16 protein-coding genes are annotated in these 19,257 nt (G+C 67.1%); all 16 read right to left on the bottom strand.

Going from position 1 to position 19,257, the window contains the following annotated elements:
* Nucleotides 1-8: 8 nt before the first annotated feature.
* Nucleotides 9-1,304: an MFS transporter gene (locus DFJ67_RS28860; RefSeq protein WP_116070918.1), complete on the bottom strand. Its 1,296-nt coding sequence runs from the start codon at nucleotides 1,302-1,304 to the stop codon at nucleotides 9-11.
* On the bottom strand, nucleotides 1,297-2,778 hold the full coding sequence (locus DFJ67_RS28855; RefSeq protein ID WP_116070917.1) for an ethanolamine ammonia-lyase reactivating factor EutA: 1,482 nt from the start codon (nucleotides 2,776-2,778) through the stop codon (nucleotides 1,297-1,299). Before DFJ67_RS28855 ends, DFJ67_RS28860 begins: the two co-directional genes overlap by 8 nt.
* The gene (locus DFJ67_RS28850) at nucleotides 2,775-3,893 is read right to left on the bottom strand and encodes a cupin domain-containing protein (RefSeq protein WP_116070916.1); all 1,119 of its coding nucleotides are present in this window, start codon (nucleotides 3,891-3,893) and stop codon (nucleotides 2,775-2,777) included. Before DFJ67_RS28850 ends, DFJ67_RS28855 begins: the two co-directional genes overlap by 4 nt.
* 34 nt (nucleotides 3,894-3,927) lie before the next feature.
* A complete protein-coding gene (locus DFJ67_RS28845; protein ID WP_116070915.1) occupies nucleotides 3,928-4,932 on the bottom strand; it encodes a cupin domain-containing protein in 1,005 nt (334 codons plus the stop codon).
* Nucleotides 4,933-4,965: 33 nt separating this feature from the next.
* Nucleotides 4,966-6,186, bottom strand: coding sequence for an MFS transporter (locus DFJ67_RS28840; protein WP_275407693.1), 1,221 nt, complete (start codon nucleotides 6,184-6,186; stop codon nucleotides 4,966-4,968).
* A 14-nt stretch (nucleotides 6,187-6,200) separates the two neighbouring features.
* Nucleotides 6,201-7,106, bottom strand: coding sequence for a TAXI family TRAP transporter solute-binding subunit (locus tag DFJ67_RS28835; RefSeq protein ID WP_170216035.1), 906 nt, complete (start codon nucleotides 7,104-7,106; stop codon nucleotides 6,201-6,203).
* A gap of 98 nt (nucleotides 7,107-7,204) precedes the next feature.
* Nucleotides 7,205-8,110, bottom strand: a complete 906-nt coding sequence (locus DFJ67_RS28830) for a TAXI family TRAP transporter solute-binding subunit (protein WP_116070913.1) — start codon at nucleotides 8,108-8,110, stop codon at nucleotides 7,205-7,207.
* A gap of 19 nt (nucleotides 8,111-8,129) precedes the next feature.
* Entirely contained in the window at nucleotides 8,130-9,041 is a 912-nt protein-coding gene (locus DFJ67_RS28825; protein WP_170216034.1) for a TAXI family TRAP transporter solute-binding subunit, read from the bottom strand.
* Entirely contained in the window at nucleotides 9,038-9,991 is a 954-nt protein-coding gene (locus DFJ67_RS28820; RefSeq protein ID WP_116070911.1) for a TAXI family TRAP transporter solute-binding subunit, read from the bottom strand. Before DFJ67_RS28820 ends, DFJ67_RS28825 begins: the two co-directional genes overlap by 4 nt.
* Nucleotides 9,978-11,351 carry a hypothetical protein gene (locus DFJ67_RS28815; protein ID WP_116070910.1) on the bottom strand — a complete coding sequence of 458 codons (1,374 nt, stop codon included), beginning with the start codon at nucleotides 11,349-11,351 and terminating at the stop codon, nucleotides 9,978-9,980. The genes DFJ67_RS28820 and DFJ67_RS28815 overlap by 14 nt, the downstream gene beginning before the upstream one ends.
* Nucleotides 11,348-12,721, bottom strand: coding sequence for a hypothetical protein (locus tag DFJ67_RS28810; protein WP_147315644.1), 1,374 nt, complete (start codon nucleotides 12,719-12,721; stop codon nucleotides 11,348-11,350). The genes DFJ67_RS28815 and DFJ67_RS28810 overlap by 4 nt, the downstream gene beginning before the upstream one ends.
* Nucleotides 12,718-13,731: an ABC transporter ATP-binding protein gene (locus DFJ67_RS28805; RefSeq protein ID WP_116070908.1), complete on the bottom strand. Its 1,014-nt coding sequence runs from the start codon at nucleotides 13,729-13,731 to the stop codon at nucleotides 12,718-12,720. Before DFJ67_RS28805 ends, DFJ67_RS28810 begins: the two co-directional genes overlap by 4 nt.
* On the bottom strand, nucleotides 13,728-14,756 hold the full coding sequence (locus DFJ67_RS28800) for an ABC transporter ATP-binding protein (protein WP_116070907.1): 1,029 nt from the start codon (nucleotides 14,754-14,756) through the stop codon (nucleotides 13,728-13,730). Before DFJ67_RS28800 ends, DFJ67_RS28805 begins: the two co-directional genes overlap by 4 nt.
* Nucleotides 14,753-16,645 carry a S9 family peptidase gene (locus tag DFJ67_RS28795; RefSeq protein ID WP_116070906.1) on the bottom strand — a complete coding sequence of 631 codons (1,893 nt, stop codon included), beginning with the start codon at nucleotides 16,643-16,645 and terminating at the stop codon, nucleotides 14,753-14,755. Before DFJ67_RS28795 ends, DFJ67_RS28800 begins: the two co-directional genes overlap by 4 nt.
* 90 nt (nucleotides 16,646-16,735) lie before the next feature.
* Nucleotides 16,736-18,274, bottom strand: a complete 1,539-nt coding sequence (locus DFJ67_RS28790; RefSeq protein WP_170216033.1) for an ABC transporter substrate-binding protein — start codon at nucleotides 18,272-18,274, stop codon at nucleotides 16,736-16,738.
* Nucleotides 18,275-18,363: 89 nt separating this feature from the next.
* Nucleotides 18,364-19,257, bottom strand: coding sequence for an ABC transporter permease (locus DFJ67_RS28785; RefSeq protein ID WP_275407694.1), 894 nt, complete (start codon nucleotides 19,255-19,257; stop codon nucleotides 18,364-18,366).

The raw sequence follows: 19,257 nt of genomic DNA, 5'->3' as shown, positions 1-19,257 counted from the left end.
TCTCGAGCTCACGGCTTCCCGGACAGTTGCTTCTGCGCCTCCGCCTCCACCGCCGCCTCCTCCCGGTGGCGGCGAACGCCAGCCAGCGTGGCAAGGGGCGAGTACTTCGGCGCCCAGTAGGCGAATGCGAGGGCGGCCAGGACGCCGAACGAGCCGACCGAGACGATGCCCAGACTCAGGGCCGCGGCCGCGGTCACGGCGGACACGGCGACGGGACCGAAGGCATTGCCCGCGTCGGCCATGAGTCGCCACACGGACAGGAACCGCACCTTGCCCTCCGCCGGAGCGACGTCGGCACCCAGCGTCATGCCGATGCCCGCCGTGAGCCCGTTGCCGGCACTGAGCACCATCGCGACGACGACGAACCACAGCGTGTTCTGCGTGAGGGGCAGCAACATGACGCCGATGCCGTTGAGCGCGTTCCCGGGAACCGCGATGGCGAGCCGCCCGAACCTGTCCATGATCTTGCCCGCTGGATAGAACAGGGACATGTCGACGGCACTCGCGATGCCGAAGATGAGGCTCGTCTGGGCCGCGTTCAGCCCGAGATGGTTGGCCCACAGCGGAAGCACGATCTGGCGTGAGGCCCGCACCGCCGTCATGAAGAAGATTCCCCAGCCCAACGTCGCCACGACCCGCCAGTGGCTGCGGAAGATGTCGCGCAGGCCGACCGTCACGACCGCGACGCCCTGTGCCTTCGCCCGCCGAGCACCCGAATCGGCACCCGGCAGATCGGGCACCACCAACAGGACGACCATGGTGATGACGGTCGCGGCGACAGCGACCCAGTACGCCGCGCGCAGATCGAAGAGGGCGATGGCCGCCGCACCGGCGAACGGGCCGGCGAAGCTGCCGATCCGGTTGGAACCACCGAGGCTTGACATGGCCCGGGCTCGCAGCAACGGCGGCACGTTCTGGGCGATGTATGCCTGCCGGGCCAGTGCGAAGGTCGCGTTGGTCATTCCGACGACGAAGATGGCGACTTCGAGGAGGATGACGGACCGCACGAGCGGGGCGGCGATGAGGGCGGCGAGTGCCACGGTGGAGCTGTAGAGCATCGCGCGCCGCTCGCCGACCTGCTGGGCGAACCATCCCGAAGGCAGTTCGCCGACGAGCAGCCCGATGCCGAGCAGCGACACCGTGAACGCCGCGCGGCCGGGACTCGCACCAAGGTTGATGGCCGTGAGAACGAGCACCGGCGCGATCGCCCCGCCGGAGAGCCCGAAGGTCACCGACGGCAGGAAGGCCGTCGGGATGAGCGAACGGAGCGTGACGGGCGTGGCCACCGTCGAGGGATCAGACATGGCCGTGTCCAAACGCGAGGGACTTGATCGTGATCGGGACGTTGCCCGAGATCGGCCGGGGGCGACCGAGATCCACGTGGTCGAAGGCGCGCAACTGGATCCCGTCGAGCACCACGAGCGAGGCACCGACGCCCAGCTCGTCGACGAGGATCCGGCCCACGGTCATCGCGATGTCGCCATCCACCAGCAGGTAGACGGTGCGGCCGGCGACGGCACGGTCTCCCAGCCCGACGACCACGGCGCGGGCCAGCGCCGCGATGCGGCGGTAGCGTGGTTCCCCGCGCCACGTGAACGCGAGGACGGCCTCGCGGTCGGGGTCGGCCAGGTCGCGGGTCTCGAATGCGCACCGGATGCTCGCGGCGAGGGCCGCCTCGTCGAGCTCGGCGGCGGGCACGTGTGCGACCGGCAGATTCCGCCTGGGCAGGCTGGCGTCCGGATCGCTGACATACCCGGTGAGGCCGGAGAGCTGCACGGTGTGTTCCGACGCGCCCACGACGGTCGCCCGGATCGCCTCCTCCCCGACGCGCAACGGCCCCGGGAACACTCCCTCGTCGAAGCGCCGCTTCAACCCCGCGGCCAACGAGGGGCCGAGGTCGCCGAACTCGCGCGTCTCGCGGCCGTGCAGATAGGCCGAGACACCACCCGAGACGACGACCCCGTCGACACGCGCCGGGACGGCGAGCGGTGGGGTGAGGAACAGGTCCGGCCGTCCCCCGACGGCGTCCGCCAGCTCCTGCGCCAGGTGCTCGCCGACCGCGGCGAGATCAGCCGGCGCCACCGCGGCACCGAGCGCCCAGTCGAAGCCCGCCGCGGCGGCATGGCGCACGCCACCCGGCTCGAGCCGGATGAGCCGCCCGTCACCATCGACGGCGACGAGCCGCCCACCGACGAGGAAGGCCGCGGTGCCGACGACCCGGCCGGCGTCGACGAGCGTCAGCTTCGTCGTGCCGCCGCCGATGTCGATGTTGAGGATGACGCTGCCCTCGTCATGTGACTGGCGCACCGCTCCCGAGCCGTAGGCCGCGAGCAGGGCCTCCATGTGATGGCCGGCGGTGGCGCAGACCAGTTGGCCGGCCCGCCGCGCGACCACCTGGGCGATCGCCTCGGAGTTCGCCCGCCGCAACGCCTCACCGGTGAGGATGACGGCGCCCGTGTCGATGTCGTCGGCCGTCCAGCCCGAACCGGCATAGGCGGCGTCCAGCATCTCGCCGAGAGCAAGGGCATCGATCAGATCGCCATCCACGTACGGCGTCAGGCGAACGCCGCCGTCGAACACGAGCTCGCGGCTGACCACGACGTACCTGCTCGTGAGGTCGGCCGAGTGCCGTTTGAGGTGGAGCCGCGAGAAGGCGATCTGCGTCGTCGCCGAACCGACGTCGACGCCGACGCTGTTCAGGATGACGTTGTCGACCGCCCACATCGCGTAGTCGTCGGGCTCCCCGTCGAAGTGCTCGTCGTCCACCACGCCCGTCACGACTTGGGCGGGAGGTCGGGCAGCTCGGCCTCGTAGGCGGAGTCCATCTGTGGCACCAGGCCGTTCTTGGCGAGCGCGGCGGCGAAGGTATCGCGGACCACGGGCGCCTCGTCGACGTAGTCGATCTGGTCGCCGCCGATGCGCTGGCTGATCCAGGCCTTCGGCACACCCTGCGCGTTGCGGATCGAGACACCCTCGTGCTTGAACGCGAGGTAGCGAGCGGGCTCCGTCCCGGTGTTGAAGTGCTGGTGGTACCACATGTTCGGCGGAACGATCAGGCTGCCGGGCTGCCAGTCGTAGCGGTGCGGTTCCTCGCCCTCGGGCCACATGAGGCTGAAGCCCTCACCCGACAGGATGATGACGTGCGCGCCCGGGCCGTGCCGGTGACCCTTCTTGTAGGTCGCGGTCGGGAACTGCGAGATGTGGCTGTTCATCGACCCGCGGGCCATCGAGAAACGGATGTGCCCGCCACCCGCGCCGCGCTCCTTGGCCGAGATCAACTGGAGGTTGACAGCGTCGGCGACGAAGTTGGTCTTGAGCAGAAGGCCGTCGACCTCGTCCTTGTCGGCGAAATAGTCCGGCTCGCCGGCGAACTTCGCCGTGAAGTCATAAGGGGTGTTGAAAACGAACTCCGCGTCGTCGTAGAGGTTGACGATGGGCGGCGCGTTCGTCGATGAGACGAAGCGGGCCACCGCGCTGCCCGAGCCGTTGAAGTGCTGGTGCCACGTGTTGAGCGGGATCGCGAACATCGACCCCGGGCCCCACTCGAAGGTGACCTTCTGTCCCGCGTCGTTCCACACCGAGGTGGAACCGTTGCCCGAGAGGATGAGGATCATCTCCTCGAAGAGCTGGCGCTGCGGGTTGAGCTCGCCGCCGGTCGGGATCTCGCAGACGTAGCAGTCGTTGGAGGTGCGCGACGCCTCGTGGTTGATGTAGACCCCGCGCCCGCCGCGGCGGGCCCACGGCTTGAGCTCCACCTCGTTGAGGTCGGGAACCCAGTGGGCGCCGATGATGTCGAGCCCTTCTGCCGCGACCCAGCGTACGTAAGGCGAGGACTTCTCGGTCTTGAACTTGCTTGCCAGTTCGTCGGAGACGGTGGCATCTTTTTCGGCCACAGTGGACCTCCTTGGTTGTCGCAGTATTGGGTCGCTACGCCGATGCCGGTTCGAAGTAGTGCACGGCGTCGTAACCGAGGTGCTTGAACAGGCGATTCTGCGACGAGATCATGCGAAGCGGCGTGCCGTCGGCCGCGAAATGCTGTGCGATGGTGTTCTGGGGGATGTAAAGCGTGTCACCCTTGTTGAAGTCGTAGCGCTTGGGCTCGAGGGCGATGCGGGCGTAATACTTCTCCGCGATCTCGGCCTGCACTTCCCAGTGCAGCGAATAGCCGCTGCCGGACTTGATATACATGACCTCGTCGGCCATCTTCCAGTATTTGCCCGACCGGCCGCCGGCGGGAATGTCGAGCTCGTAGACGTCGACGCTCCACTGCCGGTGGTTGTTCTGTGCGATGGAGTTGATGGTGCGCACCCGGCCGAGCGGGGTGTTCTCCCAGGTGGTGTCCTCGACGCTGACGACCTTCTTGCGATCGACCGAGCCCGGCGTCCAGATCCGGCCCCACTCCTCGCGCTCGCCGAACTCGTCGGGCCGATCGATCGGACCCGGGCGGCCCTGCTGGATCAGGCCCATGAACATCCACGTGGACTTCGCCTTCATGACGAGACAGAGGGCCTTCTCGTCATAGGGGTTGTTGTGCTGGTGGAACGAATCGGGGTGGACGAAGACGAGGTCGTCGGTCTTCCAGTCGTAACGGATGCCGTCGTGCATCTCGAAGCCGCGGCCGTCGAGAATGTAGAAGCACGCCTCGTTCTGGTGCCCGTGACCGTTCGCGCGGCTCCGCGGGGCGAGCTCGACGAAGTGGATCTGGAGCGTCTGGGTGAGGAACTGGTCATCGCCAGGCCCGATGCGCCACCAACCGCGCCCCTTCGAGGATGCCCGCTCCTCGGCCGTGCCCGAGTGCCCGACCGAGCCGTCGTCGACGACGACCGACTCGTCGCGCACCCGGGGCGCCGCGAGCTGCGCCTGCCGGATGTGGTCGAGGCCGTAGGACTCCGAGTACATGCCACGAACGAAGGTGCGTTCTGCCTTCTCCATATGCGATCTCCTTCATTGATAGGTGGGTCGTGTCTAGACGGGTACCGGCTGCACCCTCTGCGGGCCGTCGTACACCCGGACGGCGTTGCGGTGCAGGAGGAACGATCCCGAGAAGACGAGCGTGACGAGACCACCGACCGCCATGCCGCCGGCGGGCCCGAAGGCGGACGCGAGCGTCCCGACGACGATCTGCCCGAACGACGGGCCACCACCGGAGGCGACCTGGTAGAGCGAGGTCACCCGGCCGCGTAGTTCGTCCGGGGTATCGAGTTGCACCGCCGACTGCCGGATCACCGTCGCGAGCGCGTCCGTCCAGCCAACCGCCAGGGCCGCCACGACCGTGAACACGAGGATCGACGACAACCCGAGGCCGATGCACGCCACGCCGTACGCCATCGTCGAGTACAGGACGATGAGGCCTTGCCGGCCCCCGCTGCGCACCACCCGGAACACGGTCCAGGTCGCCAACAACGCACCGGCACTCGGCAGGGACGAGAGGATGCCGTAGCCGAACTCACCGACATGGAGAACGGTCGTCGCGAGGGCGGGCAGGACCACCCGGTAGGCACCGAAGAGCTGGGCGGACAGGTCCAGCGCGATGAACTGGAGGATGAGTGGACGCTTGGCTACATACTTGGCGCCCTCGACGAGATCGGCGGCGAATGTTGCCGCCTTCTTGCCTCCCGGCAGCGGCTTGACGCGGATGAAGCCCACGAGCACGACGAGCACCGCATAGGACAACGTGTCGAAGACGTAGACCCAGCCGACACCGGCCACCGACATGATGAGACCGCCGAACGCCGGGCCGACGAGGATCGCCAGCTCGCGTGACGGGTTGACGATGGCGATCGCCTCGGGCAGTTGCTCGGGCCGCACCAGGGCCGGGATGAGCGCCGTACGCGCCGGCCGGTCGAACGACGATGACGCCGTGACGAACAGGACCGCGACGAGGATCTGCCATACCTGGATGTTCCCGAGGAAGGTGAACACCGCGAGGAACAGCGCGCCCAGCAGCGATACCGACTGGCTGGCCTGCAAGAGTCGACGCCGGTCGATGCGGTCCGCAAGCACGCCACCGATGGGGTTGAGGACCACGGTGCCGATACCCTGGGCCACGCCGACGAGCCCGGTAACCGAGATCGAACCGCTGATCTGGTAGACCTGGTAGAGCACCGCGGCCTGGGTGGCACGGGTGCCCAGGTTCGACACCACCGTGCCTATCCAGAAAAACGAGAAATCCCGGTTGCGCAGCAACTGGCCCAGCGCGCTCAGAGCAGCCCCACTTCCCGGTAGTAGCGCTCGGCGCCGGCGTGCAGCGGGAGTGGGTCGCCCATCGTCACGCTGGAAGGCTCCCAGGCCATCTGGACGGCCTGGCCGAAGAACGTGCCACGGTTGGTGTCGTAGAGCTTCGTGAGGTCGTAGACGAACTGCTCGTCGGTCGACTCGGGCAGGTAGATGAGCAGGTCGCTGATCCGGTCGAGGGCCTTGACCCAACGGTCCACGCCGCGCAGGAAGTGGAACGGAACCTCGCCCGGCGTGCCGTGACCGTCGGCGGTCAGCTTCGCGAGCAACTCGTCGTCGAGGTCGAGGAACCTCAGGTTCATCAGCTCCGTCGCGGCCGACCAGTGCCGGGTCACCATGCTGCGTCCCATGTAGAGGTTGCCGATGATGACGTCGAAGTCGGTGGAGCGGTAGTCGTTGCCACCGATCTCGCGAACCGTGCCGCCCTTCGCCTCGATCTCTTCCTTCGTGAGGTGGTAGTACTTCAGCACCTCGTTGGGCACGACGGAGGCGATGGATCTGAGGTTGTGGGTGACGAGCCGGATCGGGTAGTCGGACTCCCCGATCTCCTTGAGGCTGGTGAACCCGAGCTCCCAGCGAGCCGCCGCGGTCAGCCAGGACGGGCGGCGCACCCGACCGACGGAGCGCAGCGGGACGAACGTCTCACCCTGGAAGAGGTGCTCGCCACGAACGGCCCAGCCGAGGGTCTGCGGGACGGTGGCGCCGAAATCCGCCTTGCCGCCGCCGACATACCGGGGGTTGTTCGTCGATCCGGACTCGCTGAGCACCTCGACCTGGTAGCCCAGCGGCTCCAGCAGGCGACGGGTGATGTGGCCGATGATCCACCACGGCTCGCCGACGCCACTGCCGGCAAACTTCAACTCTTTCGCCATCGCCATGACCTGCCCCTACCCATCTGTCCGCCGGTGTTCCTGAGCCTCGAACAACGTACACGCGCAATGGTTTGTTGGTCTATCCTTTTGCCCTCGGTCTACAGACGCCCGGCCTCTTCGTAGTAGCGCCGGGCACCCGCGTGCAGTTCCAGCGGAGCGGTCGACGTCACGGCCGCCGGGTCCCACACCATGTGAACCGCCTGGTTGAAGAACACCTCGCGGTTGGTGTCGTAGAGCTTCGTGAGGTCGTAGACGAACTGCTCGTCCGCCGACTCCGGCAGGTAGATGATGATGTCGAGATTGCGCTGCAACACCTTGACGCGTCGGTCGACCCCGCGCAGGAAATGGAACGGGATCTCACCGCGGGTGCCCTCGCCGCGTGCCTCGAACTGGTCGAGCAACTCGTCGTCGAAATCGAAGAAGCGCAGGTTCTCGTGCTCCGACGCGGTGTACCAGTGCTTCGTGACCGCCGTGCGTCCCATGTAGAGGTTCGCGATGATGACGTCCGCGTCGCCGGCCCGGAAGTCACCCTTGCCGATCTCCTTGACGGTGCCGCCGCGCGCCTCCACCTCGTCCTTGGTCAGGTGGTAGTACTTCAGCAGCTCGTTGGGAACAACCCCGGCGATCGACGACAGGTCGTGGGTCTGGACCCGCACCGGATAGTTCGACTCCCCGATCTCCTTCAGGCTCGTGAAGCCCAGCTCCCAGCGTGCCGCGGCGGCAAGCCAGGCCGGACGCACCAGGCGGCCGACCGCGCGCAGCGGCGCGATGTCGTCGTCCTTGAAAAGGTGCTCCCGGCGGGTCGCCCAGCCCAACGTCTGGACGACACACGCACCGACATCGGCCTTGCCACCGCCGACATACCGGGGGTTGTTGGTGGACCCGGACTTGCTGAGCACCTCGACCTCGTAGCCGAGCGGCTCGAGCAGGCGCCGGGTGACGTCGCCGACCACCCACCACGGCTCGCCGACGCCGCTACCGGCAAATATCAGACTCTTAGACATCAGTGTCCCTTCGATTCGGTTAGAGGATTCCGACTTCGCGGTAGTAGCGCTCCGCACCGGGATGCAGGTCCAGCGGCGGGTTCGTCCTGGCGACCCGACCCGGGTCCCATGCCATGTGGAGGGATTGGTTGAAGAACATTCCGCGGTTGGTGTCGTAGAGCTTCGTGAGGTCGTGGACGAAGTCCTCGTCGAGGTCCGCCGGGCAGTAGATGATGAGCCCGAACTCCCGCTCCAGCGCCTTGACCGGGCGGTCGATGCCGCGCAGGAAGTGGAACGGAATCTCACCCGGTTTGCCGTTGCCCTCGGCGACGTATTGCGCGAGCAGTCCGTCGTCGATGTCGAAGAAGCGCAGGTTCAGGTGCTCGGAAGCGGTCATCCAGTGCTTCGTCACGGCGGTGCGGCCCAGGTAGAGGTTGGCGACGATCAGGTCGACGTCGCCGGCGCGCAGGTCGCCGCCCTTGCCGAAGTTGCGGACCGTGCCACCCCGCGCCTCGATCGCTTCCTTCGTCAGGCCGTGGTAGGCGAGGTACTCGCGGTGCAGCAGGCTGCCGATGGAGTCCCAGGCGTGCGTCTCGACCCGCACCGGGTAATCGGATGCGGCGAGTTCGGCCATGCTGGTGAAGCCGAGCTCGTGGCGCGCGGCCACACCGAGCCACGCGGGCCGGGACAGCCGCGCGATGGCCCGCAGCGGCACGAACTCCTCACCCGTGAAGTTGTGCTCACCCTTGACCGCCCAGCCGACGATCTGTTCCACGACGACACCGAAGTCGGCCTTGCCGCGCCCGACGAACCGTGGGTTCTCGTCGGCCGCCGACTGCGTCAGCACCTCGACCGAGTAACCCTCCGGCTCGAGCAGGCGCCTCGTGATGTCGCCGATGATCCACCAGGGCTCACCAACGGTGCTGCCTGCCCATTTCAGGTCCCTTTTCACAACTCTCCTTCTGACGGTGCTGACTGCGAGTTCGACGCCTCCGGGGCCTGGAGCAGGCCGGCCTCCCGGTAGTAGCGCTCGGCGCCCGGGTGCAGTTGGAGCGGGCCGGTGTGCACGGCTCGTGCCGGGTCCCAGGCCATGTGGAAGGACTGGTTGAAGAAGATGCCCCGGTTGGTGTCGTAGAGCCTCGTCAAGGTGTGCACGAAGTCCTCGTCGGCGTCGGCCGGGCAGTAGATGAGCAGGTCGATGGCCTGCTGGAGGGCCTTGATCGGGCGATCCACCCCGCGCAGGAGGTGGAAGGGGATCTCCCCGGGCTGGCCATGTCCGTTCGCCGTCAACTGGGCGAGGATGTCGTCGCCCAACTCCAGGAACCGCATGTTCTGGTGCTCGGTCGCGGTGAACCAGCTCTGGGTCACCGCGGTGCGACCCAGGTAGAGGTTGCCGATGATGAAGTCGGCGTCGCCCGCCCGGTAGTCGCCCCTGCCGATGACCCGGGTGGTGCCGCCCTTCGCCGCGATCTCGTCGGGCGTGAGGTGGTAGTGGGTGAGCACCTCCATCGGGAGGACGGCGGCGATCGTGTCCAGTGCGTGCGTCTCCAGGCGCAACGGATAGCCGGAGGCGGCGACCTCTTCGATGGTCGTGAAACCCAGTTCGGCGCGCACCGCGATGCCCAGCCAGGCGGGGCGAACCAGCCGCCCGATGGCGCGCATCGGCGCGAAGGTCTCGCCCTGGTAGAGATGCTCACCGTTGACGGCCCAGCGGATCGTCGGAATGACCGACGCGCCGAGCTCGGCCTTGCCGCCGCCGACGTAGCGCGGGTTCTTCGTCGAGCCGGACTCGGAGAGCACCTCGACCTGGTAGCCGAGCGGTTCCAGCAGTTGCCGGGTGACGTCACCGACGACCCACCAGGGTTCGCCGACCGAACTGCCCGCGAATCTAATCCTTGGCATTGAGGAAGAATCCCTCCTGGACGGCCTGGTTCCACTGTCGACAGACGGCGGGCAGAATGCCTTGCGGCAGGTTCGGCTCGGCACCCCAGAGCTGGTGTACGCCGGCCTGGAAGTGTGTGAGGGCGGTGCGAGGGGCCGGGTTCATCGCCGCGAACGCCGGCAGGACGACCTCCTCGTACACCTCCTTGCTGTGGTCCCGGCTGTTCTTGGAGATGCCGAACAACGTGTTCGGCACCCGCTTGACCCCGGGACCCGTCAGCTCACGCGCGAGGCCCAGGTAGTGCTGGACCAGGTCGTCCGTCTCGGTCTCCGACAAGCCCAGCCGCTCCGCCGTCACCTGCGCCGCCTGGGTTAGCGCCGGCTGGATGTCTTCGGTGATGACGTACTCGCATTTGAAGAGCGGCCGCGCCAGCAGCTTGTCCCACTTCTCGAAGATCTCCTCCATGAGGGAGGGCAGCCGCATGAGCGCCGCGGGCCCTTCCTTGCCCAGTGCCTCTGGGCCCGCATACCTGGCCAGGTCGCGCCACGAGCGGATGTTGACCTCGTAGAACGGGTCGGCGCGCTTCGTGTGGTTCGCCGCGGTCTTGACTCGCTCGTAGCCCTCGACCTTGCCCAGCGCGCCGCCCCACGCCTGTAGGCGCTCGGCGATGTAGCCGAAGGGAGAGTTCTCCGTGGCGAGGATTCCCTCGATGTTGGGCACCCGCTGGGACAACATGCACACCTGCGGGCCACCCGTCGAGTGGCCCTGCACGTAGATCGAGTATTCGTCCACCGGGAAGTGCCGGCGCATCGCCTCGACGAAACCCGCCTCCATGACGAGTGGCCACGCCGCCATCCGGTACCAGAACGTGGTGCCCGGCTTGGCGTGGACGAGGGTGCGCGTCCCGTACCGGGCTGCCTTCGACGTGTCCTGGACAACCTCGTACTGGTCCGGGGTGATGAACTCGTCCTTGAGCCAGATCGGGGTGCGGACCGTGCCGTCCGGGTTCATCGTGTCCCCGGGCCAGTTGCGGCTCGGATCCTGGAGGTAGAGCCGGCCCGGGAACGTCCCGCACACCACCCGCCAGCCGAACTTCGAGGAGAGCATCGTCGCGAACGGGATCATCTGCCGCCAGTCGTCCTGACCGCCGTGCAGGAGGAACGCGCCGATCTTCTTTCCGTCCGCGCCCACCGCGATCGCGGCCGGGTCAGCGGGTTCGTAGACCCGGACGCCGATATCCCATTGCAGGCCCGCGACCTCGATGCGGAACACGTCCTCCGTGTCCGTGATCTCGATCGTCGGAAGCGCGGCGACCTCCGCGGTCGCCTGCACGCATTCGTCCGTGCTCATCACCCGTGCGGGCTCCCAGTGGCCGGTCATCGGCGCCCTTCCCGGACGAAGAATCCTTGGGTGATGGCCTGATCCCACTGTTGGACCACGGCGGGCAATATTCCCTGCGGAAGGTTGGGCTCGGACCGCCACAACATGTGGGTTCCGGCCTGGAAGTGCTGCAGTCCGACCCGGGGCGCCGGATTCATCGCGGCGAAGTGCGGCAGGGTGATCTGCTCGAACGCCTCGGGGCTCGCGTCCCGGCTGTGCCGCGCGATCCCGAACAGCGTGTGCGGCATCGGCTTGACCCCGGTGCCGGATAACTCCCGCGTGAAGCCGAGGTAGTGCTCGACCAGGTGCTGGGTCTCGGCATGGGAGAGGCCCAACCGCTCCGCGGTCACCTGCGCGCCCTGCGTCAGCGACGCCACGATGTTGTGCGTCACCGGGTATTCACACTTGAAAAGTGGCCGCACCAGTTGCCTGTCCCAGCCGTCGAGCACTTCCTCCATGAGGGAGGGCAGGCGCATCAGGGCCGCCGGACCTTCCTTGCCCAGGGCCTCGGGACCGTAGTAGCGGGCGATGTCGCGCCAGGAGCGCAGATACACCTCGTAGAACGGGTCGACGCGCCCCTCATAGCTGGCGGTCTCGGTGAAGAGGTCGTAGCCCTCGACCTTGCCGAGCGACCCGCTCCACATCTGCATCCGCTCGGTGATGACCCCGAACATCGAGTTCTCGGCGGCGAGCAGACCCGCACAGTTCGGCACCCGCTGGGCGAGCATCATGGTCATCGCGCCGCCGGTCGAGTGTCCCTGCATATACACGGAGAACTCGTCGACGGGGAAATGCCGGCGCATCGCCTCGACCATGCCCGCTTCCATGGCCAGCGGCGACGCCGCCATCCGGAACCAGAAATTGGTCCCAGGCTTGGCGTGGACCACCGTTCGCGTCCCGTACCGGGCCTTGAGCCGGGTGTCCTTGACCACGTCGTACTGGTCCGGGGTGATCAGCTCGTCGGTCAACCAGATCGGCGTGCGGACCGTGCCGTCGGGGTTGATGGTGTCGCCCGGCCAGTCGCGGCTCGGATCCTGCAGATACAAGCGGCCCGGGAAGGTGCCGGTCACCACCTTGTAGCCGAACTTCGCGGCGAGCATCGTCGCGAACGGAAGCATCTGGCGCCAGTCGTCCTGGCCGCCGTGCAGCAGGAACACGCCGATCTTCCTGCCGTCCGCGCCCACCGCCGTCGAGCCACCCACCGGCTCGTGCACATGGACGCCGATGTCCCATCGCATCCCGGCCTCATCGATGCGGAACACGTCCTCCGTGTCCGTGATGTCACGCGTCGGCAGTGCCGCGACATCCGCGGACGCCCGCACACACTCCTCGACGCTCACCACCCGCGCGGGCTCCCAACGACCGGTCATGCTTGCGGGAGCACGGTCTTCGGGCCGGCGAAGTGGCAGGCCGCGGAATGGTCGGTGCCGTCGAGGTCGCGCAGCGCGGGAGACTCCTTCGAACAGATCTCCTCGGCCCGGAAACAGCGGGGATGGAAATGACATCCCGACGGTGGATTGCTCGGGCTCGCGGCGTCGCCGCGCAGCACGATGCGGTTCGACATCCCGCGCTGTTTCGGGTTCTCGATCGGCACGGCCGACAGGAGCGCCTGCGTGTAGGGGTGGGACGGGTTGTCGAAGATCTCTGCCAACGGCCCGGTCTCGACGATCCGGCCCAGGTAGATGATGGCCACCCGGTCGCACATCTGCCGCACGACCGACAGGTCGTGGGAGATGAAGAGGTAGGCGAGCCCCAGCTCCTGCTGGATGTCCTTGAGCAGGTTGACGATCTGGGCCTGTAACGAGACGTCGAGCGCGGAGACCGGCTCATCGAGAATGAGCAACTGAGGGTTGAGCGCCAGGGCCCGTGCGATGCCGACCCGCTGGCGCTGCCCGCCGGACAGCGCGTGCGGGTAGCGATCGCCATGACTGGTCTCGAGCCCGACAAGGCTGAGCAACTCGTTCACTCGCGCGACCCTGGAGGCGCGATCCCCGACGCCGGCGACAACCATCGGCTCCGCGATGATGGAACGCACCGTCATTCGAGGGTCGAGGGACGAGTACGGGTCCTGGAAGACGATCTGGAACTGGCGCCGGAACTTGCGGAACTCGCGTTCGGAGACGTCCTGCACCGGCCGGCCGTCGAAAACGACGCGACCGCCCGTGGGGCGCTCGAGCCGCATGATCGCTCGTCCGGTCGTCGTCTTGCCGGAACCGGATTCTCCGACGAGCCCCAGGGTCTCGCCCAGCGCCAGCGTGAGGTCGACACCGTCCACCGCCTTGATGGTGGAGCGGCGCTGCCCGAAGAAGCCCGCACGAACCGGGAAATGGACCTCCAGGCCCTCCGTCTTCAGCAGCGGCTGCGTCTCTACCGCACTCATGACTGCGCTCCCCGCAATTCGTCGCTGAAATGACAGGCGGTCCAGCGGCCGCCGACGTCGATGAGCTCTGGAGTCTCCGTGCTGCACCGCTCCCGCCCGTTGGCGATGGAGCACCGGGGATGGAAGGAACAGCCGGTGGGCAGGTGGGTGATGTTCGGCGGATTGCCGGGAATCGAGTTGAGTCGCTCGACCCGCTCGCTGACCCGCAGCGCGCTGCCCAGCAGACCCTTGGTGTAGGGGTGGCGGGGATCGTCGAACAGCTCGGTCACCGTGCCCGCCTCGACGACGCGACCGGCGTACATGACCATGACCCGGTCGGCCATCTCCGCGATGACGCCGAGGTCGTGCGTGATGAGGATGACCGCGGCGTCCGTCTCGTCCTTCGCCTTGCGCAGCACGTCGAGGACCTGGGCCTGAATCGTCACGTCGAGCGCCGTCGTCGGCTCGTCGGCGATCAGCACCCGGGGCGAGTTCGCGATCGCCATCGCGATCATCACGCGCTGGCGCATACCACCCGAGAACTGATGCGGATACTGCTTGACCCGCTGCTCCGGGTCGGCGACACCGACGATCCGCAGCAACTCGACGACGCGCTCCTTGCGCGCCGCTTTGTTGAGCTCCGGGCTGTGGAGCTTGAGGGTCTCCTCGAGCTGATGCCCGATGCGCTGCACCGGGTTGAGCGAGGACATAGGGTCCTGGAAGACCATCGCGATCGGGCCACCGCGGATCTTGCGGCGTTCCTCGGCGGACATCTTCAGTAGGTCTTTGCCGTCGAACCGGACCTGCCCCGACGTCACGCGGCCGGGGGTCAACCCGAGCATCGACATCATGGAGACCGACTTCCCGGAGCCGGACTCGCCGACCACACCGAGCGTCTCGCCCGGGTAGAGCCCGAAGGCCACATCGGTGACGGCCGGCAGCGTGGCATCGAGCCCGACGAAGACGACGGAGAGCTTCTCGACCTCGAGCAGCGGGTCGTCGGATCGCCCGGGAACCCTGGTCAGGCTATTCGCGGCAATAGTCATGACACCTTTTCCTCAGCGATCTGTGGAGCATCCAGATGCTCCGCCAGGAACTTGACGATCCGTTCGCCCTGATCGCGCATGGTCTCGCGATACCGCAGCAGCGAGTGATCGTCGTCGGGGTACTCGACGTAGTCGACCAGGTCGCCCTTTCCGAGCTCCTTCATCCGAGCGACCCAGCGCCGCGACTCGTTGAGCGGCACCGACCCATCCCGGCGGGCGCTCAGCAGCAACTGCGGAACGGTGACGTGCTCGACGAAATTCAGCGGCGAGCGCTCCTCGTAACGGTCGGGAATCTCGGTGTACGAGCCGCCCATCTCTTCCCGGGCCCGCTGCGGGTCGCGCGTCGCGGTCGCGTATCGCGCCTGGCCGGTGAACCGATCCATCGCGATCCACTTCCACGCCGAGACAGGCGCCCGGATCACCTGTGCGTCGAACACCTGCGGGGCGCGCGTGGCGATCAGGAAGCTCATGTAGCCACCACCGCTGCCGCCCCACGTCGCCTTCCGGTGGACGTCGACGTAGGGCAACTCGGCGATGAGGTCGAGCACGCCCATGACGTCGGAGAACTCGACCCCGCCCCAATCACCGTCGTGGAGATCGTGGAAGGCCGCGCCGAGCCCCTTGGTGCCGCGCGGGTTGGGCGCGACGAGGACGACGCCACGGCTGATGACCCACTGCCACAGGGCGTTCATCGTGTGCGTCCAGCAGCCGGGGTGGCCGTGGAGGGCGACGACGACCGGATACTTCTTCGCCGGGTCGAAGTTCGCCGGCTTGAAGACGAGCGTCCGGATCGGCAGGCTGTCCTCCGCCGGATACCAGGCCTCCTCGGCGACGGACAGGCGGGCGGCGTCGAGGCTGCCCATGGAGAAGGTGATCTGGCGTGGCTCCCCGCCGTTCGGCGAAACCGCCCAGATGTCATGCACCCGGTTGGAGGCACCCTCCAGGTAGTAGACCGAGGCGCCGTCGGGCGAGAACTGTGGGCTGCCGCGCATCGCGGTGCCGCCCGTCAACGTCACGAGCTCGCCGGCGCCATCGGCGCGCAGCACCCCGACCTGGTTGCTCAGGCCTACGCCGTCGGCGAACGTCAGCGTGATCGACTGCCCGTCGGGCGCCCAGGAGCCCGCCGAATGCTGGCGCGGGAGCCGCGTCAGGCCGGTCACCTCGCCGGTGGCGACGTCGACGACGGCGAGCTGACTGAATCCGCTGTCACTGGCCGAGACGAGGACGCGCCCCGAATCCGGCGCGAAGACGGGGCCGGTCACCTTGCTCCAGGCGTCCGCGGCGAGTCGGCGCTCGTTGCCGGTCGCGACCTCGTGCAGCCAGGTGTCTCCGCCGCGCTCGAACGCGATCCACCGACCGTCGGGCGACCAGACCGGAAACCGCTCGTTGTCGCTTCCCGGTGACAGGAGCCGAGGCCAAGCCGCGGGTGTACGTACGTCCAGCAGGAACACCTTCGTTCCCCGGCCCGTGCGCGTGAAGTAGGCAAGCGTCGAGCCATCCGGCGACGGTGCGGGACTCGTCTCGATCATCGCGTCGTGGAACGTGTGCTGACGCAGGTCGCTGCCGTCGAGCGAGACCGAGAAGATGTTGTCGATCGCCTGGTAGTAGCGCGAGCTGGTGAAGAAGACCCGCTCGGCGGTCACGGCGAGCTGCGCCTTGGGTTCGGCGCGATGCTGCGCCAATGGCGAGGTCTGAAGTTCAGGGTGAAAGACGCCCGTGAGCCGCACCGGCTCGCCACCGCTGGCATCCGCCCGGAAGATCTCCGCCGTGCCGGTCTCGAGCGAGTCACGGACGAACACGAGCCCCGACCCATCGGAAAGCGGCGCGAACTCCTTGACGTGGGCCGCGGAAAGAAAATCACTCAGCGAGTACGACGGTTCGGTGGTCATCCAGGCGCCCTCTCATGGGGTCTCACGGCCCCCACGGGGTGGTCCGCCGGCACTTTCGGCATGCGGACCAGCCCCGCGGGGGTCCAACAACTACTTCTGAAGGACGTCGATGTCAGTGCCGTTGATCCACTCACCGGCGTTCGGTTGCCACTTGATGTTGTCGGCGGTCGCCCACAGGTTTTCGTAGGTGCCGAACCAAATGGCGGCGTCCTGGTCCACGAGCATGTTGCCGGCGTCCTTGAGCAGCGCTTCGCGCTTGGTGGTGTCAGGTTCGGCGGCCTGCTTGGTGAGGACATCGTTGAGCGCCGGGTCGTCCCACATGGTTCGCTTCGACTGCCCGGCGAGCCAGTACTGCGTGTAGACGGCACCGGCGTCCTGGTAACCACCCTTGGTGATCAGGTAGAACCCGACCTTGCCCTTGCTCTGGTTCGCGGACAGGACCGCGAAGTCAGGTGAGTCGAACTGGACGTCGAAGCCGACTGCCTTGAGTTGCTCCACGACCACCTGGTTGACCTGGGTGTCACCCGGGTAGTTCCCCGTCGCCGAGGTGAACGTGATCTTGACCGGCTGACCACCGCCGATCTCCTGCACGAGCGCCTTGGCCGCCTCCGGGTCGTAGACGTGGCCCTTCCAGCTCGGGTCCGCACCGGGGATGAAGTCCGGCATCGGGCCCTTCATCTCCGTCACCGTGCCGTCGAACACGCCGTCGACGATGGTGTGCACGTCGATCGCCTTGCTGATGGCCTCGCGCACGCGGGGGTCGTCGTACGGCTTGATGGTCGGGTTGAACGGCATGAACAGGATGCGCACACCGGGGTTGGTGACGACCTTGACCCCCGGGGTGTTCTTCACCGTCGGGATGTCCTGCGAGGGCAGTTCACGAATGATCTGGACCTCACCGGACTTGAGCGCCGCGAGCCGTGCCGCGTCGTCCGGGATGACCTTGAGCACGAGCTTCTGGACGCTCGGCTTGTCGCCCCAGAAGTTGTCGTTGCGAACCAGCGTCATCTGCTGACCCTCGACCCAGCTCTCCAGCTTGAAGGGGCCGGTGCCGATCATCGCGTGGTTGGCTTTGTCCTCGCCCATCGTGTCGTAGGCGTGCTTCGACACGATCATCCGGCCCTCGATGTCCGAGAGGAACGAGGCGATGGGGGTGTCGAGGTGGAGCACCACTGTGGACTGGTCCGGCGCTTCCATCTTCGTCACGTGGGCGAAGTGGCTCGCCATGAGCGAGTCGGGGTGGTTCTTCATGCGGTCGAAGCTGAACAACACATCGTCGACGGTGAACGGCGTCCCGTCGGAGAACTTCACGCCCTGACGCAGGTGGAACGTCCAGGTCTTCAGGTCGGCGCTGCTCTCCCAGCTCGTGGCCAGGTAGGGGTCATACTCTTTCTTGTCGTAGTTCCAGTCGAGCAGCGCGTCGAAGATGTTGCCCCACTGCGAGTTGCCGCTGCCCGTGCCGCTTTGCGCGTAGATGTTCCACGACGGCGGCTCGTCCTGCTCGCCCACGGTCACCGTGGAGTCCTGGACGATGACGCCCGAAGACGTCGCGCCGGCACCTCCCGAACCGCTACCGCCGTTACAAGCCGTCAAAGCGAAGACGCCGGCCGTCGCCAGCGCGATGAGCACTGTGCGGCGTCTCTTTCTGCTTCCGAGAGTCATCTTTCACCTCTTTCTGGTTGACCGAGATCTGCAACGGCGAACTGATGTGCAACGCTCTATCGAGCGCGATTCCTCAACCGGGGGTCGGTGAGATCGCGAATGCCATCGCCCATGACGTTGGCGGCGATGACGATGAGAAACAGCGCGACACCGGGCGGGATCGTCAGCCAGGGGTCGGCATACATGAAGTTCCGGCCATCGGCGAGCATGTTGCCCCACGTGGGGGTGGCGATCGGCACGCCGAGACCGAGGAAGCTCAGACCCGCCTCGCCGAGGATCGCTCCCGAGATGGAGAACGTCGCCACGACGATGGAGGGCGCGACCACGGCGGGCAGGACGTGCCTGTTCATGAGCCGGAACCAGTGTGAGCCCATGGCTTCGGCGGCCAGGACGTATTCGCGCGTTCGTTGACTGAGTGCCTCGGATCGCGCGACCCGGTTGAACGCGGGCCAGCGCGACAGCACCAGGATGACCACAACTTTCCAGGTGCCGGCGCCCGTGATGGCAACCAGCAGGATCGCGAGCAGGATGAACGGGAACGCCTGGAAGAGCACGACGACCCGCTGGATGGCGGCGTCCACCCAGCCGCCCAGATATCCGCCGATGACACCGGTCGTCACACCGATGAAGGCGGCCCCGACGGCCGTGGCGACGCCGACCAGCAGGGAGATCCGGGCACCGTAGATGAGGCGGCTGAGGATGTCACGGCCCAGATAGTCCGTGCCGAGGAGATGGGACATGCTGCCACCACCGGACCACGCCGGCGGCTTGAGCTTGTTCACCAGATCCTGGGCGTAGGGGTCATGTGGCGACAGCAGTCCGGCGAACACGGCGACGATGACGAAGCCCAACAGGATGCCGCCGCCCACCACGACGTTCCACCCACCCGGACGACGCAACAGCCGGCGCGCCCGTGCCCAGAACGACAGGCTCGAAGAACCCTTCAACAT

It is taken from the genome of Asanoa ferruginea, assembly GCF_003387075.1.
Classification (GTDB): domain Bacteria; phylum Actinomycetota; class Actinomycetes; order Mycobacteriales; family Micromonosporaceae; genus Asanoa; species Asanoa ferruginea.
This window is presented reverse-complemented; position numbering and strand designations above follow the sequence as displayed.

Bases quoted from the DNA above. Each gene is read 5' to 3' on its own strand.
- DFJ67_RS28860 (WP_116070918.1), bottom strand. From the start codon at position 1,304: ATGTCTGATCCCTCGACGGTGGCCACGCCCGTCACGCTCCGTTCGCTC.
- DFJ67_RS28845 (WP_116070915.1), bottom strand. From the start codon at position 4,932: ATGGAGAAGGCAGAACGCACCTTCGTTCGTGGCATGTACTCGGAGTCC.
- DFJ67_RS28835 (WP_170216035.1), bottom strand. From the start codon at position 7,106: ATGGCGAAAGAGTTGAAGTTTGCCGGCAGTGGCGTCGGCGAGCCGTGG.
- DFJ67_RS28830 (WP_116070913.1), bottom strand. From the start codon at position 8,110: ATGTCTAAGAGTCTGATATTTGCCGGTAGCGGCGTCGGCGAGCCGTGG.
- DFJ67_RS28820 (WP_116070911.1), bottom strand. From the start codon at position 9,991: ATGCCAAGGATTAGATTCGCGGGCAGTTCGGTCGGCGAACCCTGGTGG.
- DFJ67_RS28815 (WP_116070910.1), bottom strand. From the start codon at position 11,351: ATGACCGGCCACTGGGAGCCCGCACGGGTGATGAGCACGGACGAATGC.
- DFJ67_RS28810 (WP_147315644.1), bottom strand. From the start codon at position 12,721: ATGACCGGTCGTTGGGAGCCCGCGCGGGTGGTGAGCGTCGAGGAGTGT.
- DFJ67_RS28805 (WP_116070908.1), bottom strand. From the start codon at position 13,731: ATGAGTGCGGTAGAGACGCAGCCGCTGCTGAAGACGGAGGGCCTGGAG.
- DFJ67_RS28800 (WP_116070907.1), bottom strand. From the start codon at position 14,756: ATGACTATTGCCGCGAATAGCCTGACCAGGGTTCCCGGGCGATCCGAC.
- DFJ67_RS28795 (WP_116070906.1), bottom strand. From the start codon at position 16,645: ATGACCACCGAACCGTCGTACTCGCTGAGTGATTTTCTTTCCGCGGCC.
- DFJ67_RS28785 (WP_275407694.1), bottom strand. From the start codon at position 19,257: ATGTTGAAGGGTTCTTCGAGCCTGTCGTTCTGGGCACGGGCGCGCCGG.